Origin of the sequence: Micromonospora sp. WMMC250, assembly GCF_027460215.1 — a bacterium.
GTDB lineage: Bacteria > Actinomycetota > Actinomycetes > Mycobacteriales > Micromonosporaceae > Micromonospora > Micromonospora taraxaci.
The window spans coordinates 7,287,549-7,302,543 of record NZ_JAPZBJ010000002.1 but is presented as its reverse complement, the minus strand read 5'-3'; the positions used below and the strand labels follow the sequence as shown (position 1 = coordinate 7,302,543).

Below are 14,995 nucleotides of genomic sequence, written 5' to 3'. Positions count from 1 at the left end.
TCTTATCGCCTCCCCGTCCTCCCGCGATCGAACGCGCCCTCCGCGACGCTCGAACGTGGTGCTCGGGGCACACGATCGACGACCGACCAGCCTTGGTCCACGCGCTGCGAGTCGCAGTGACCATCGGGCAACACGTCCCCGCCCCAGCACAGGACGTCATCGTCGCCGCACTCCTACACGACGCACCGGAATTCGCTCCGACAGAGCGGGACGTCTACCAGACCCTCACCGTTGGCTACGGGACCGAGGTCGCCCGGATCATCGCCGCTCTCCAGGTCGAACACCGCGCCCTTGATGAACCCGACCCGCCCATCCGCGTCGACGACCAACCGGTGCTACTCGCCTCCACCGCCGACAAGATTGTCGCCCTGACCTCGCTGCTACGCCGGGCCCAAAGCTCGGGCAACGCACCGGACTTCTTCGACCGGCGCGCGGCGCTACGCGGACTACTGCCGCACTTTCGGGCTTTCCAACGCGCCGCACATCCTCGGCTGCCAGCCAGCATGTCGGCGCACCTCGACGCCGCCCTCACGCCGCTCGAGCGCGCCACCGCTTATCCGCAGCGAGTGGGTGCGCGGTGAGCAGCGGCACGCTCGATGAGCAGCTCTGCACGCAGCTACGAGGCGACCTGCTCGCCGCATCACGACGAGTACCGACGCAGCGACAAATCATTCAGGCATGGGAATTGTCCTCCGTCGAACGCTGGTTCTACCCCGACCGCCGCAGCCTGATCTGCAAGATCGCCTCCGCACCGTTCACCGGCGAAGCGACCGTCCTTCGCGCGCTCAACATCCAGCAAGCCCCAGTCCCGCTGCTGAACGGCTACACCCTGCGCCCTGACGGGCTAGGCATGCTGATGGAGGACCTGGGCGAGCCGACCCGGACCGCGACGTTCGCAGAGGCGGCCGCCGCGGCCCGATGGGTCCATGCAACTGCCGGCATCCCCAACCTCCCGACCTTCGACGAAGCGAGCTTGGCAGGGCTACCAGAGCATGGACTCGACGCGTTAGACGAGCTTCGTCGGCAAGGGCGTCTCTCCCACGACGCGGAAGGGATCGAAGCGGTGCTGCAGCGACTCGCTGCCACCGCACGACACAGAGCCGACGGTGCCGAGCGGCCACCGTTCGGGCTATGCCACGGCGAATTCCACCGCACGTCGCTGCACGTCAGCCGCACCGGCTGCCGCGTCGTCGACTGGGCCAAGGCGTTCAACGGGCCGGGCCTGTTTGACCTGGCCACCTGGTTCGGCACCCGCACACCCACCGAACCTCGACTCCTCACCAAACTCATCCACGCCTACGTCGCCGCGGGCGGCCATCCAGACGCTGAAGCCGACCGGGGCGGGCTTCCCGCTGCCCGATGGGCGCTGGGCTGGCACCGGGTGTGGGCAGCCTGCTGGCTGCTCACTACCGCCGCCGCAGGCCACTACCAAGCTCCCACCGATCGGCGCCACACCCAAGTCGTCCTCCGGCAACTCCACGGCGCCGCGGAACTGCTCGGAGCACCGCCCATCAGCGCCAGCCGCTCATCATTTACTACAGGAAGATCCTCGTGAAGCGCCTCATCGTCGACACCCACGCCTCGTCCTGCTACTTCCGTACCTCCGTTGGAGGCGACGGGCGCAAGGCGTTAGTGCAGATCACCGAACGCTGCAACCTGCACTGCGCCCACTGCTTCGTCTCCTCGACCGCAGCCGGGTCCGACCTGTCCGGGGTCGACTTCACCACCCGCGTGCTGCCACGGCTGCTCGACGCCCGCGTCGAACGCCTCACGCTCACCGGGGGCGAGCCCTTCGTGCACCCCGACCTGATCGCCATGTGCCAGGCCGTAGCCGATCGAGACCTACCGCTGGGAATCTGCACCAACGCGACGCTGACCCGCGACGCTGACATCGACGCCCTGGCCGCCCTCGGCAACGTCCACATCAACGTGTCCTTCGACGGCTTCCGACCCGAAAGCCACGGCAAGTTCCGCGGTGACCGATCGTCGTTCGACACCACCGTCGCGACCACCCGCAAGTTCGCCGATGCCGGCTTACTCAAGGGCCTGCTGTCCACACCCAACGCGCTGACCACTACGCAGGAGTTCGCCGACCTGTGCGCGTTCGCCGTCGACATCGGCGCGGAATACGTGCTGATGAACCCGCTGTCGTCCTTCGGCCGAGGAGTGAAGAGCCGCAGCAAGCTCGCCGCGACCACGACTGCCATGGACGCGATCCGGGCGGTGACCGACCGTTTCGCTGACCAGCTCGATCTCGTCCGTATTCGCTTCCCCAACGACAACCTGCCGCTGGGTGGCTGCGACGCCGGCAAGCTGATCTACGTCTTCGTCGATGGCCAGGTCGCCGTCTGCCCCTACTTGGTCTTCGCCGCCCGCACGCCCGCCTCAGCGCACCGCGACACCGAGTTCCTGACGGGCAACATCCTCGACGGGGAGGCTGGACCCAGCCTCGACGCCTACGACTTCCACACCCGCTACAAAGTCGGCGCCAACCCGACCTGCGGCTCCTGCCAGGTGGCCGGGCAGTGCGGCAAGGGCTGCCCGGCTGCGGTCGTCGCCGCGGGTGGCCGCATAGGCGACGTCGACAGCGACCAGTGCCCCATCACCGAACCCAACGGCCGCCGCTTGCTGCCGCTGTCCCCGTCGAAGGGGTGAGCAGTCTGTTCATCGCCGTCGAAGGGCCCAATGGAGTCGGCAAAACCACGATCGCCCGGCTTCTTGCCGACCGTCTCGCCGAACTCGGATCGGCCGGGGTCCACCTGACCGGCGAGCCCACCCGCACACCCTTGGGTCAACTCCTGCGCCGGCAGGAATCCTTCCTACACGGCAAGGCCTTGGCCCTCGCTGTGGCGGCGGACCGGGCCGCGCACATCGAAACGGAGATCATCCCCCGGCTCGACGACGGACTCCACGTCGTGACCGATCGTTACGTCGCCTCCTCGCTGGTGCTGCAGCGCATCGACGGCCTCGACCTCGGTGAGATCTGGTCCTACAACCGCTACGTCCTGCCCGCTACCGTCATCTACCTCGAAGACCACCCAGAGGTCATCCGCACCCGACTGGCAGCCCGACCGCAGCTGACCAGGCTGGAGCTGGCCGGCTCACCCGAGAAGGAACTCATCCTCTACCGAGACGCCGCGGCTCACCTGCGCCGGCAGCAGTGGCGTCAACACGTCGTTGTCTGTCACGGCCTCTCCCCCGAGCACGTGGTGGACACTATCCTCGGCCTGCTACCCGCCGACGGCCCCTGACCAGCGAGGCTCACCGTGCTGTCCATCCTGACGATCAACGTGCAGGCCACTGCGCTCGCCCGGGCGCAGAACCTTCTGACCTGGCTGCTGCAGCGCGAGGACCACGTGGTCATCCTGACCGAAACCAGCAACGGACCCGGCACCCGTCACCTGCTCAGCGGCCTGCGCGCAGCCGGGTTGTTCATCACTCACCAGCCTTCAGCGGACGGAGACCGCGGCTGTGCCATCGCCAGCCGTATCCCCACCCGCCCAGCCCTACACCTCACCGCGGGTATCAGCCTGCCTGGCCGGGCCCCCGCCCTCACCCTCGACACCGACCCTGCCGTGACGATCCTCGGCCTTTACGTCCCCTCCAGCGACCGGGCGCCGGCCAAGCTCGCCAAGAAGCGGACCTTCCTCACCACCGTCACCGACACCCTGGGCCGACTACCCACCACCGACCGCGCACACCTGGTGGTCGGCGGGGACTACAACGTCATCAGCCGCGACCACCAGCCCCGCTACGCCGGCTTCCGACCCTTCGAGTACGACTTTCTCGACGCTCTCACCGCACTCGGGCTCACCGACGTCCACCGGACTCTGTACCCCGAGGTGCAGGCACACAGCTGGATCGGCCGAGCCGGCAACGGTTACCGCTTCGACTATCTCCACGCCGGTGCTGGTTTACTGCCCCATCTGGCAACCGCCGCCTACCTGAACCAACCTCGCCTTGATGGCCTCACCGACCACTGGGCGCATAGCGCCGACATCGACATACGGCGTACCGGCGGGCGCGGCGCCGGTACTGCCAACACCGAAGCTTCCTTAACGTCCCGTACGTCTTCCTGAACGAGCGGCGGAATAGGCGCGTGATCCTCTGAACGATCGCCACGGCGGCCGCGCGTCCGTCAAACCGACCGCTACGACGTGCCACTCCTGCAGTTCAGTTGAAGACAGCTGAGCACGGCGGCCGAGGTTCACAGTCTGGACAGCCGGGGCGCCAACACCGCGGACCCGACCACCTCAGATCGGTGCCGACGTCCTAACAGCCACGCTCGTCAGATTCCAGATCAATGTGTCGTAGGTGTCCACGACCCGCAGCATCGGCACACCGAGCGAGCGAATCATCGCGTCGAGTCCGTGCTGCACCTGTTCACCCGAGTGTTGGGAGCTGACCACCCGCTCCACCTCGACGAACGCGCCGAGCCCGTCGACGACGTCCACGCAGACTGTCGCGCCGTCCCAATCGCCAGTCCGGCGCTGCTTGACGATCCGCACTGTTGGCACCCAACCCATCGTGACGAGAGCAGCGTGCATCGCGTCGCGGTCGAAAATCACGCACTCGTGCTCTAGACACGCCATCTCGTTGTCGATCGGCTTCTTCACGGTGAACAGATGGCGACCCTCCTGGGTGCGCAGACGCGCGAACGGCACACCGACCTTCGACATTCCGTACGACCAGCCGGCTGGTGCGTACGCCTGGTCATCCTGCACCGACGGCTCCGTCAACACCACCTGCCGCCGGGCAAGCGCCGCCATCAACCCTCTCGGGTCGTCAACGCGGTACTTGGCTTCAACCTCATGATCATTGTTGGCTGATTCGTGGGTCACGAGCAGGAAGCCTACGAGAGTCGCAGGTCACGCGACCTCAGAGGACCGCGAGGGCGATGTCGGAACTTTGTTGGAAGAATGTTGGGGAAGCCGCTGAGGAGCCGTCACGTCACCGACCTGCACTACAGTGCCCCCACGCCACCGTGTCTCGCCTCGCGCGAGCGTCCGTACTCATCGGGAGCTGCTGATGTCGAGCGTGCCGCCACAAGACGTGGCCAAAGCATGGGTCGCCCTTGGTCAGATGCTGGCCCGCAGCCGTAAAGCCGCTGGTTACACGCAAGAGACGTTTGCGGCTCGGGTGAGCTATGGACGGAGCACGATCGCAAACGTGGAAACCGGCCGGCAGCGCGTGGGGCGCGACTTCTGGACCCGAAGCGACGAACTGTTGGGGACCGGCGGGAGACTGTCCCAGGAATACGATCGCATCCGGCTCGCCAGCACCCGGTACATGCCCAGCGGCATGGCTGCCAATCAGGCATCTCAGGTCGCTGCCGAGCCGTCGTCCTTCACCGCTGGGGAGATGCTTGCTCGCCCGTCCGGAACCGACTACCTGATGGGCGAGTGGAACAGCTTTTCCACGCTCACCAGCATGCTGGCCCAGCAGCGCCAGGCCGTGTCACCCGACGCGTTACTTGGCCTGATCGAGGCCCACCGTGATTGCCTGTCGGCGCTGTACCGCAAAGCAGGCCGTGCGCCCGTCCGCGCTGATATCGGAGCGATGCTCGCCGAAGCTTCGATCGTCGCCAGCCGGTTGTGGAGCGCACAGGGCAACCGTGCCCTCGCGCTCGCTCACTGTGCCTACGCTCGCCAACTCGGTGACAGGCTCGGCAACCGCAGGATCAGCGCGACTGCACGGATTTTCGAGAGCAACCTCCACTCGGAAGCCGCCACCCTGATCGGAGCAGACGGCGACACCATGATCGGCCTGCGGCTACTCAATGAGGCCGCCCAAGCGTCCGCCGATCTCAGTCCCGCCGCACGAGCTCGAGTGGCCGCCGAGCAGGCCCAAGCCTTCGCCGCCCTGCGACTTCCACGCGAGGTCACGGCGGCCCTGAAGCGGGCAGAAGAAGCGGTCAACGACTTGTCACCCGTTGACTGTGTCGGCCTCTACAGCGACTGGAGCAGCGCTCGCCTCCACGTCTATGCGGGCACATGCCATCTTCTTCTCGGCCAGCCCCACCAGGCTGTGACCGTGCTCGAAAATGCAGCACAGATGCTGGAGCACGATCATGCCAACGTCAACGTCGCCTTGGCAGCAGCCGTGGATCTCGCCAGTGCCTACGCCGAGGCCGGCGAACTTGAACAATCCTGCACCCTGCTTGGCAACACCTACGACCAGCTGAAAGCAGGTGGAAATCATCGTGGCATTGCTCGAGCTCAACGAGCCCGACAGCGGTTGGCCCGATGGCGCGACGAGCGGGTTGTCCTCGAACTCGATGAACAGATGGCCGCCTAACGAGCAGCCGGCGACCCGCCCGCATTCAGCAGCGAACTGACGGCGGCCACCACTGCCGTCGGGTCGAGACTGTCAAGTATCAGGTCAGGTTCGTAGGACACCAGCTCTCGACGCCCAATCCGGTGAGCGACGACGGCGACACGAAACCCGGCGTGACGCGCGCAAGCGATATCGTTGGGCGCATCCCCGATGAGGATCACTCGATCGGAATGAAGCGGCTCACCGTAGACCGCGGAGTAGCGCTGAGCCACGACTGCCGGAAGCTGAAAGCGATCTCGCGCGTCCGACCCGAACCCGCCGATGCGAAGATCAAGAAACTCATCCAAGCCCGCCACGTTCAGCTTCACGTCGGCGGCCGAACGCAGATTGCCGGTCAGCACGGTCTGGATGAACCCACCATCGTGCAACTCCGCGATGCTCGCCGCGGCGCCTGGATACGGCGGCTGAACCTCAGCCAACTCCTGCCGACCTTCTTGCATAACCGCGGCAATGGCCTGACGGAAGGCGGGTATGCCCGCCTCCGCAGCTGACGGGTCCACGCCCGAAGCGATCGCCGTGTCGACGGCAATCGACTCGTCTGTATACCCATGTACCTTGTTGTCCGGGAAGACAACCTCGGACTGCGCGATGCCGTACGCACGAGCAATCGCGCGCGTCAGCCAGCGCAAGTCCGCGGGGATGAGCGTCCCGTCAACGTCCCAGATGACCAAGCCGGCGCTGCTGTGGTTCATGTAAGCATCGTGGCACCCTCGCCACGCCCACCGACAGTAGGCCCGCCTTGGTTTACGGCCGGCCGACCAACCGGGGCCTCCTGGGACTACCTCATAAGGGGTGGCGGGTCGGCGGTGTAGTAGGCGATCAGCTAGGGGTGCTGCGGGACCAGGCCCATACGTCGGGCTGTTGGGCGGCGACGGCCATGTCGAACGCCGCGCAGACGTGCTCCCGCGCGATGCGGAAGGCCCGTAGGGCCAGGTGGAGGGCCGCCCTGCGATGTGTGCGGCGGACCAGCAGGCAGAACGACGCGACATCCGGGATGAGTCCCACCAGCTCTACCTCCAGGCTGTCAGGGGCAGTCAGCAGAATGGACAGCATGACCACACCTTCCGCAGCGGCGACCGCTGTCGACCTCGCTGACGACGCCGCCTACCTTGAAGCCGTCGCACAGGCGCGGAAGGCCGCCGATGCCTATTACGGTTCCGGCGAATCAGACTTGGACGACGAGACCTACGATCGGCTGCTGCGCGGTATCACCGCGTGGGAGGACGGGCACCCCGGGCAGGTCGCGGTCGACTCCCCGTCCCAGCAGGTCGCGGCAGGCGTGACAACTGGCGACGTCGCGCACCCCGTGCCGATGCTCAGCCTGGGCAACGTCTTCTCAGACGAGGAACTGACGGCCTGGGCCGCGTCGCTGGAGCGGCGGCTGGGCGGAGCCGCAGTGGCAGGCTGGGCGGTGGAACCCAAGCTCGACGGTGTGGCCTTGGCAGCCCGCTACCGCGAGGGCCGGCTAGTTCAACTCGTCACTCGCGGCGACGGGACGACCGGGGAAGACGCGTCCCACGCGATCGGGGACATCATCGGCCTGCCCATGACCCTGACCGAACCGGTCACGATCGAAGTGCGGGGCGAAGTCCTCATGGCCGAGGACCAGTTCGCCGCTGCGAACGAGCTGCGGATCACGCACGGCGCCACGGCCTTCGCCAACCGCCGCAACGCCTCCTCGGGCTCACTGCGCGCCAAGGACCGTGCCTACCGAATCGGGCAGACCTTCCTGGCCTACGCCGCATTAACCCACTCCGAGCACACCGACGATCCCGGCCTCGCCGCGCTCACCCACACCCAGCTCATCGCCCGCCTCGCCGATCTCGGGCTGGGGACGATGACCGACACCCCGCTCGCCACCCGGACCTACGCGACCCTCGACCAAGTGGTGAACCGGGTGCACGAGATTGGCGCCCTGCGTGCAGGGCTCGACATCGAACTCGACGGTGCCGTGATCAAGGCCGACAGCCCTGCCGACCAGATCCGGGCGGGAATGGGCTCTCGCACCCCGTACTGGGCCACCGCCTTCAAGTTCCCGGCCGCCCAGAAGATCACCGTGCTGCGCGCCGTGCAGTGGAGCGTGGGCCGCACCGGTGTGATCGCCCCACGGGCCGTCCTCGACCCTGTGGACGTCGCGGGAACCACCATCACCTACGCCACGCTGCACAACCCGGCCGACATCACTCGCCGGGGCCTGATGCTCGGAGACCACGTCATCGTCTACCGAGCCGGCGAAGTCATCCCCCGCGTTGAAGGCGCGGTCGCCGGTCTCCGCACCGGCACCGAGCAGCCCATCGACTTCCCCGAACTCTGCCCGCGCTGCGGTTCCGGCATCGACCGCAGTCAGGAGCGGTGGCGCTGCGCGCGGGGGCGCTCCTGCGGCCAGAAAGAGGCGATCCGGTACGCCGTGGCCCGCGACGCGCTCGACATCGACGGCCTCGGCGAGAAAATCATCGTGCAACTCGTCGACAAGGGGCTGATCGAGGACTTCGCCGACCTGTTCACCCTCACTCGCGATCAGCTACTCACCCTGGACCGCATGGGGGCCAAGAGCGCCGACAACCTCCTGGCCGCGATCGAGACGGCCAAGACCAAGCCCCTCAATCGCGTCTTCTGCGCCCTCGGCGTCCTCGGTACCGGCCGTTCCATGTCGCTGCGCATCGCCGCGCACTTCGGGTCCATGCAAGCCATCCGAGACGCCGACGCCGTCGCTTTGGAGCAGGTCAACGGCATCGGCAACGAGAAGGCCCCGGTGATCCTCGAAGAACTGGCTGACCTGGCCCCCGTCATCGACAAGCTCGTCGCCGCAGGCGTGAATATGAACCAACCGGGCTTCGTTTTTTCTACTCCCACAGATGCTGAAGGCGAGGCCGAGACGTCCGCCCACGAGGCGAAGAGCGAGCCGCCCTTGGCGGGAATGACCGTGGTGGTGACCGGCGCGATGACCGGGCCTCTCTCGGACCTATCCCGAACCGAGATGACCGAGCTGATCGCCAAGGCAGGGGGACGCGCATCCTCAAGTGTCTCTGCCCGCACCCACCTCGTCGTCGCCGGGGAGAGGGCCGGCAGCAAGCGCGACAAGGCCCGGGCACTGGGCATCGAAACCATCACGCCCGAGGAGCTCGCCCAGCGCCTCGCTGGACACCTAACGTGAATAGGGGTAGATGAACAGGCCCACGTCGACCGGCGACGTTGTTGCGACTCTGGTTCGCAAGGCAGCTCATGCCGCGATGGTGGATTCCGTTGTTCCGATCGTCTTCGCTGACCTGGTCGCCGGCTAGGCCCTGATCCACGCTGGTGGCCGATGCAAACGGCCAGTTCGTCGGGGAGACGGATGTCGTGACGACTGTGGCAGACAGGCGAGGCCGTCGGATTCAGGTCAGCCGCCGGGTGCTCCTGCAGGGCGGCGGTGCACGACGCCACCGCGGTAAAGGCGCGCCCTCGTGACACAGGTCATCGGGCCGTCGCACAATCCGTGGCATGAGTGCGGACGAAGTGCGGCCGCCGGTCATCCTGCGGGTGCAGCAGCCCGCCGACCCGGTCGGCGCGGTCACCGAGGAGGACGCGGCACGGCGAACGGTGACCTACCCGAAGAGCCGCATCGGCGCCCCACTGTTCGGCCACGCGGTGCACATAGATCGCGGGCGGTGGCAGGTGTACGCCGTCATGTCGGATACGCCGCAGGCCGCGCGGGACGAGCTTGCGCACCACCTCATGGAGCAGCTCGACGAGACCACTGACCCCCCGCTGGCTGCGGAGTTGACCACCGCGCTCGGCGTCCTGGACCGGGAGAAGGTGAACGAGGTGGTGATCAACGGTCGCGTGCACCGCATCGTGCGGGTGGACACGTTCGCGCGGTTCGGCCCGGACGGGCCTGAACCGCCCCGACCCACCGACCGCGACCCCCGCGACGCCGAGGACCACGACAGCTTCCTCGCCCCAGAGATCGTCATCGACCCAGACGGGGCGACCGGCCTGAGTGAGGCAATGCTGCGGGCAGAGCTGACGACCTCGCACTACCCCCGCGCCCAGGTGCCCGCCAACGTATACGCCGACAGCGTCGCCGCCGTCGCCTCCCACCCAGTCGGGGTCATCCTGCCGACCCGCTACGCGGCAGCCGAATCTGTAGCAGGGTCGTGGCGGCCCTACAGTCGCGCGGTGGCCACACCGCAGCTTGCCCGCGACGAGATCGCCTTCGGCCTGCGCCACATCGAACCGCGCCTGCTGAGGCTGACCGACGACCAGGCATCCGCCTACCAACAAGCCGCCGACACCCTCGACACCAGTCCCGTCGACGACGTCACCGCGCTCGGGCGCCACTTCCGGGTCACCCGCATCGAGACCCTGCTGCGCATGGGCGCCACCGGCCCGGAAATGCCCCGACCATCGGACCCCGATCCAGACCAGCCACCGGGCGCGGGCCGCCAGCGCTAAGACGAGCAACGGCATCACCATCGGGCTGGACAACCACCAACCGGCCACCACCCTCCTAGCCAAGGCTGCCCAAGCGCTTCACGGAGACTGTTCGGCGAACGCCGGGCAGCGGGGTGATCCTCACCGGGTTCTTGAGTCGTACACCATCGGCGCGTGAGGAGCGGTACATGAAGTTGATCTGGATCAACGGTGCGTTCGGCGCGGGGAAGACCACTCTGTCGGAGATGTTGACTGCGGAGGATCCTCGGCTGTTGATGTTCGATGCGGAGTTGCCAGGGTTCATGCTCCGCGAGATAGTTCCGCTGCCCGCGAGCGGCGATTTCCAGGATCTACGAGTGTGGCGTCGTAGCGTGGCGGATACGGCGATAGCACTACTGGAGGAGTACGGACGCACGCTCGTGGTACCGATGACCGTGGTGGTGCCGTCGTATCTTGAGGAAATTTTCGGTCGGTTGCGTGCCCACAGCGTGGGCGTCGACCATTTCTTCATCGACGTGCCCTTCCGCGTGCTTCAGGCTCGAATTGAGGCCCAGTCGATCTGGCCGGATGACCCGGCCCGTGATGCGCAGGTGCGTACGTGGCGGCTGGAGCAGGTGAACCGCTGCGTTGCCGCTGTCGGTTTGTTGCCGGTTGACACGGTGGTGCTAGATGGTGAGCTGCCGGTAGTGGAGTTGGCGTCGCAGGTGTTGGCGCGGTCGGCTCAGTCGTGATCAGACGTGCGGCCCAGAGCCCACGGTCGCTTGGACTGCGGCATTGTTAGCCGCCAACGAGGCAGCGGGATTGCCACAGTCGTGGTACTCGCCGGTGATGTGGTGGATCAGTACGTCGTTGTCGCGGGCGAAGGCGATCGCGGCGCCGGTGGCCTGGCACTCACCGTTCGGCGCCGGAGCCATGGCCTCGCCGGCCAGTCGTAGGCTCGTTGAGGTGAATGGTCAGTGGGTCACAAGCCAAGGGGCGCGGTCGCCACCGTTGTCCACTCGTAACTGCGATGTTCTCGGCGCAGCGCGATCAGCGTTGCTTGCCGGATGGTCACCCAGGCTGGTGGCTGGTGGCGGATGGCGTTGAGGCGGTCGCGGATTGGTGCGGTAGGCGCTTGCGAGCCGCTGTAGGCGATCGTCACGTGTGGCCGGAATCCTTCTGAGGCCTCCGGCACGGTCTCCCATACCGCGTTGATGGCATCGCGGATGGTGGCTCGGAGTCGTTCGACGCGGTCCCAGGGACGGACGAGCAAGCCGATTCCTTCGGCGTCGGGGTCGACCGGGCCAAGTGACAGCTCTAGAGGCGACATGCCAGCGCAGCGTCGCCGGGTTTCGGTGACGATTGCTTCGAGGTCGCTGTTGGTGACCTCGTCGGTGAAGCCGAGACCTTGCATGGTCAGGTGGAGCCCGTCGAGCGGCACCAGGTCCAGTCCGGGCAGAGTGAGTTGGCTCTGCACGGCGGTGACGAGGTGATCGAGTTCCGGTTGATGTTCAAACGTGAGGTGCCAGGTGTAGAACTGGCGGTCGGCCCGCCAGCCCGGGCGCCAGTACCAATGGTCGGTGAGTCTGGGCAGGTCCTGGTAGGCGGTCCAGCGCTCGTGCAGGCTGGCCAGTTCCCGGCTGCTCATGACAGCGATGGTAGAGCGGCCTGCCCGGTGCCAGCGACCGGTGTGCGGTCGACAAGCAGGTCGGCAACGTGCCGTAGCTGTGGGTGGCGAGCGAAGGGGTGGGCGGCAGCGAGGAACTGACGGGCGCGCTGGTGGACCGATTCGAAACGCTGGTCCGCGGTGAGAGTGAGGGCCTCCGCCGCCAGTGCGCCTGCTTCCTCGGGGTCGGGGTTGTCGGCGTGCAGGTGTGCGGTGGCCAGGTCGAGGCGGCTGAGTGCACGTGGGCCAGCCAATCCTGCGGTGTCGAATGCGGTGATCGCGGTGGTGAGATGGTTGGTGACGCCTGCGGTACGCCCGAGCGCCAGGTAGGCGGTCGCCGCATTGGCCGCGGTCCTGGCCGCGCAGTACGGGCCGAGGGCGAGACTAGCGCTGACCGACGAGCCCGCCGGGTAGTCGGACAGCATGGTGAACGCGTAATCGACGGCGCGGTCGACGCCGTACCGATCGCCGAGGCGGGCGAGTGCCCGCGCCTGACCGTTGATCGTGAGGCGGATACGCTGCGCGCTGGCGCCGCCACGGCGCAGGCCGTCCTGGGCGTAGGCCAGCGCGTCATGGTAGTCACCGGCGTAGAAGGCGATCAGGCTCTGCGTGGCCCGTGCCCAGGCTTGCGCTTCGGACTGCTCGGCAGCCTCGGCGAGGTCGAACGCTTCGGCGGCATAGGCGTGCGCCGCACCGAATGCGCCGAGGTCAAGGGCGAGTGCGCCGAGAAGGCCAGACAGGTGAGCGGCGACGGCGTAGAGCCGGGCGCGTTGCGGTGGGTGCTGCCGGCCTGCCATGAGCTGGTCGACGTAGGACCGAAGCGGTCGCATACGCGCCATGAGGATGACCGGCGTGAGGCGCTCGTTGTCGGCGATCGCCTGCCGGACCTCGCGTTCCAGATATGCGAGACGAATGTTGTCATCGACGGAAGACTTCAGTGCCAGACGGCGGGCGTTGATGGTGTCCTCGCGCTCCCAGAACGCAGCACCGCCGTTTGCTGCAGGGACTTCGCGGCCAGCGTCGGGCGTCACCGGCACTGACGTGCTCCTGACCGCCTGGATCGCCGCTGACCGTCGTCGTTGGCGGTCCAGCTCGGTGATGCGGTCGTACTCACTGACGAGCGCGTCACCGGTTTGCAGGACGGTGTCGCAGCGCGCCCAGAAAGCACGGTCCGGGTGCTGGTGGCCAGTCTCGGTGCTCGCCACGGAACTGCGGCCGTATTGCACGAGCCGCGCCAAGTCGTGCTGGGTAAGATTGCCAGCCCTACGCAATTGAGCGAGTCGGCGGCCGAGTGCGCGGCGGGCAACCTTGATCTCGTCGCTGTCAGCCATCGCTGCTACCTCCGGTCGACTGCAGACACTGTGGCCATGGTCCGTGGAGACCATCAGTGTCGCCTGTGACAATCTCGCGGTCCGGCGAAGCATACGAGCATCTCAGCATGCACCGGTGCAACCGTTGATCGCTGCGAGACCGTGCAAAATCGTCAGATGCCCATTATCGAGAGCGGCGGCTGCCCACGGCAGGGTCACAATGTCGAGGTTTTGTCGGAGTTTGATGTCGGCATATGCCGACATTATCTACACATGGCGCTGCGGGCGTGTCGACCGACCAGCCTCTTACCCTGCCGGCATTCGTGATCATGCGCGAGGCCCAGAGGCCACGATCGCTTGGGCTGCGGCGTTGTTGGCCGCCAACCAGCCGGCGGGATTGCCGCAATCGTGGTACTCGCCGGTGACGGGGTGAATCAGTACGTCGTTGTCGCGGGCGAAAGCGATGACGGCGTCGGTGGCCTGGTACTCGCCGTTCGGCGCCGGGGTCAGCTTCTGGAAGTAGGCCATCGCGTCGGCGGGTAGCAGAGTGCGACTGATGTTGATGTAGGCGGTCAGCTCGCCGTAGGTGGTCGGCTTCTCCAGCAGCTGATCGAGTAGCTGGTGACCTTCCGCTACTCGCGGAGCCAGAATGCCATAGCGGTGGGCCTCGGCGCCGGGCACCGTGGCGGCGGCGAGTGCGGCCGGTACTCCGGCGGCGGCCCGGGCAGCGGCGAGGTCGGCGAGGTCCGATCCGCCGTCGTTGCGAAGCAAAAGGTCGTCGCCGGCCACCAGGAGGAAGTCGTCGCCGGCGATGAAGTCAGCGGCGACGATCGCGGGCAGCGCGGTGCCGTACCGATCGTCGCGTGGTTGTTCGATGAACGTGAAGTCGGCTTGGCTGTGCAGGTCGGCGAGGGGCGTGTATTTGTCCTGCCAGCCGCGTGCGGTGAAGTAGTCCTTCAGGTCGTGGTCTTCGGTGAAGTAATGACGCACCTGGCGGCCGATCTCGCCGGGGGCGGTGACGATCGCGATCTCGTGGGCGCCTGCGGCGACGCAGTCAGCGACTGCGTAGGCGACGACTGGTTGGTTGAGGATTGGCAGCATGCACTTGTTGATGGTTTTGCCGATGGGGAAGAAGCGGCTGCCCATGCCGGCGACAGCGATGACGGCCCTCACGCGCTTACCTTTCGGTTGGGTTGCACCGGCCGTCAAGGTTAAGGCGACAGTGAGCCGGGCGGATCTGTGCCAGTTTACGCATCGCACTGGTCCGAATCGGGGCACATGGTGAAGGCGC

General features: G+C 66.8%; 15 protein-coding genes. 9 read left to right on the top strand and 6 right to left on the bottom strand.

Going from position 1 to position 14,995, the window contains the following annotated elements:
• Positions 1 to 116: 116 nt before the first annotated feature.
• From O3438_RS33200 to O3438_RS33180, 5 genes are read left to right on the top strand one after another with little or no spacing between them, the layout of a single operon-like run.
• Positions 117 to 581, top strand: coding sequence for a metal-dependent phosphohydrolase (locus O3438_RS33200; protein ID WP_269683406.1), 465 nt, complete (start codon positions 117 to 119; stop codon positions 579 to 581).
• On the top strand, positions 578 to 1,555 hold the full coding sequence (locus O3438_RS33195) for a phosphotransferase (RefSeq protein WP_269683405.1): 978 nt from the start codon (positions 578 to 580) through the stop codon (positions 1,553 to 1,555). Before O3438_RS33200 ends, O3438_RS33195 begins: the two co-directional genes overlap by 4 nt.
• Entirely contained in the window at positions 1,552 to 2,655 is a 1,104-nt protein-coding gene (locus O3438_RS33190) for a radical SAM protein (RefSeq protein WP_269683404.1), read from the top strand. The genes O3438_RS33195 and O3438_RS33190 overlap by 4 nt, the downstream gene beginning before the upstream one ends.
• Positions 2,652 to 3,251: a dTMP kinase gene (tmk, locus tag O3438_RS33185; protein ID WP_269683403.1), complete on the top strand. Its 600-nt coding sequence runs from the start codon at positions 2,652 to 2,654 to the stop codon at positions 3,249 to 3,251. The genes O3438_RS33190 and tmk overlap by 4 nt, the downstream gene beginning before the upstream one ends.
• A 15-nt stretch (positions 3,252 to 3,266) precedes the next feature.
• Complete coding sequence (locus O3438_RS33180) at positions 3,267 to 4,079, top strand: endonuclease/exonuclease/phosphatase family protein (RefSeq protein ID WP_269683402.1); 813 nt, start codon at positions 3,267 to 3,269, stop codon at positions 4,077 to 4,079.
• Positions 4,080 to 4,253: 174 nt separating this feature from the next.
• On the opposite strand, the gene O3438_RS33175 is transcribed toward O3438_RS33180, so the two are convergent.
• The gene (locus tag O3438_RS33175; RefSeq protein ID WP_238672463.1) at positions 4,254 to 4,841 is read right to left on the bottom strand and encodes a class IV adenylate cyclase; all 588 of its coding nucleotides are present in this window, start codon (positions 4,839 to 4,841) and stop codon (positions 4,254 to 4,256) included.
• Between the two features lie 187 nt (positions 4,842 to 5,028).
• Between O3438_RS33175 and O3438_RS33170 the strand changes: the two genes are divergently transcribed.
• The gene (locus tag O3438_RS33170; RefSeq protein ID WP_269683401.1) at positions 5,029 to 6,297 is read left to right on the top strand and encodes a helix-turn-helix domain-containing protein; all 1,269 of its coding nucleotides are present in this window, start codon (positions 5,029 to 5,031) and stop codon (positions 6,295 to 6,297) included.
• On the opposite strand, the gene O3438_RS33165 is transcribed toward O3438_RS33170, so the two are convergent.
• Together O3438_RS33165 and O3438_RS33160 are read right to left on the bottom strand one after the other, a co-directional pair.
• Positions 6,294 to 7,028 (bottom strand): HAD family hydrolase, encoded by a 735-nt coding sequence (locus O3438_RS33165; RefSeq protein WP_269683400.1) that lies wholly within the window; start codon positions 7,026 to 7,028, stop codon positions 6,294 to 6,296. The genes O3438_RS33170 and O3438_RS33165 overlap by 4 nt on opposite strands.
• A gap of 127 nt (positions 7,029 to 7,155) precedes the next feature.
• A complete protein-coding gene (locus O3438_RS33160) occupies positions 7,156 to 7,389 on the bottom strand; it encodes a hypothetical protein (RefSeq protein WP_269683399.1) in 234 nt (77 codons plus the stop codon).
• Here O3438_RS33160 and ligA point away from each other — a divergent pair.
• The 3 genes from ligA (at position 7,388) to O3438_RS33145 (ending at position 11,480) form a co-directional block, all read left to right on the top strand.
• Entirely contained in the window at positions 7,388 to 9,490 is a 2,103-nt protein-coding gene (gene ligA / locus O3438_RS33155) for an NAD-dependent DNA ligase LigA (protein ID WP_269683398.1), read from the top strand. The two genes, O3438_RS33160 and ligA, sit on opposite strands and share 2 nt — an antisense overlap.
• Before the next feature lie 326 nt (positions 9,491 to 9,816).
• Positions 9,817 to 10,770: a DUF5954 family protein gene (locus O3438_RS33150; RefSeq protein WP_124771769.1), complete on the top strand. Its 954-nt coding sequence runs from the start codon at positions 9,817 to 9,819 to the stop codon at positions 10,768 to 10,770.
• A 167-nt stretch (positions 10,771 to 10,937) separates the two neighbouring features.
• The gene (locus O3438_RS33145; protein ID WP_124776502.1) at positions 10,938 to 11,480 is read left to right on the top strand and encodes an AAA family ATPase; all 543 of its coding nucleotides are present in this window, start codon (positions 10,938 to 10,940) and stop codon (positions 11,478 to 11,480) included.
• Between the two features lie 230 nt (positions 11,481 to 11,710).
• Here the strand turns inward: O3438_RS33145 and O3438_RS33140 are convergent, their stop codons facing one another.
• The 3 genes from O3438_RS33140 to O3438_RS33130 all read right to left on the bottom strand — a co-directional run bounded on the left by O3438_RS33140 (position 11,711) and on the right by O3438_RS33130 (position 14,877).
• Positions 11,711 to 12,376 (bottom strand): 2'-5' RNA ligase family protein, encoded by a 666-nt coding sequence (locus tag O3438_RS33140; RefSeq protein ID WP_269683397.1) that lies wholly within the window; start codon positions 12,374 to 12,376, stop codon positions 11,711 to 11,713.
• Positions 12,373 to 13,725, bottom strand: coding sequence for a helix-turn-helix domain-containing protein (locus tag O3438_RS33135; RefSeq protein ID WP_269683396.1), 1,353 nt, complete (start codon positions 13,723 to 13,725; stop codon positions 12,373 to 12,375). Before O3438_RS33135 ends, O3438_RS33140 begins: the two co-directional genes overlap by 4 nt.
• Positions 13,726 to 14,031: 306 nt before the next feature.
• Positions 14,032 to 14,877, bottom strand: a complete 846-nt coding sequence (locus tag O3438_RS33130) for a sugar phosphate nucleotidyltransferase (RefSeq protein WP_124776496.1) — start codon at positions 14,875 to 14,877, stop codon at positions 14,032 to 14,034.
• Between the last annotated feature and the right edge of the window lie 118 nt (positions 14,878 to 14,995).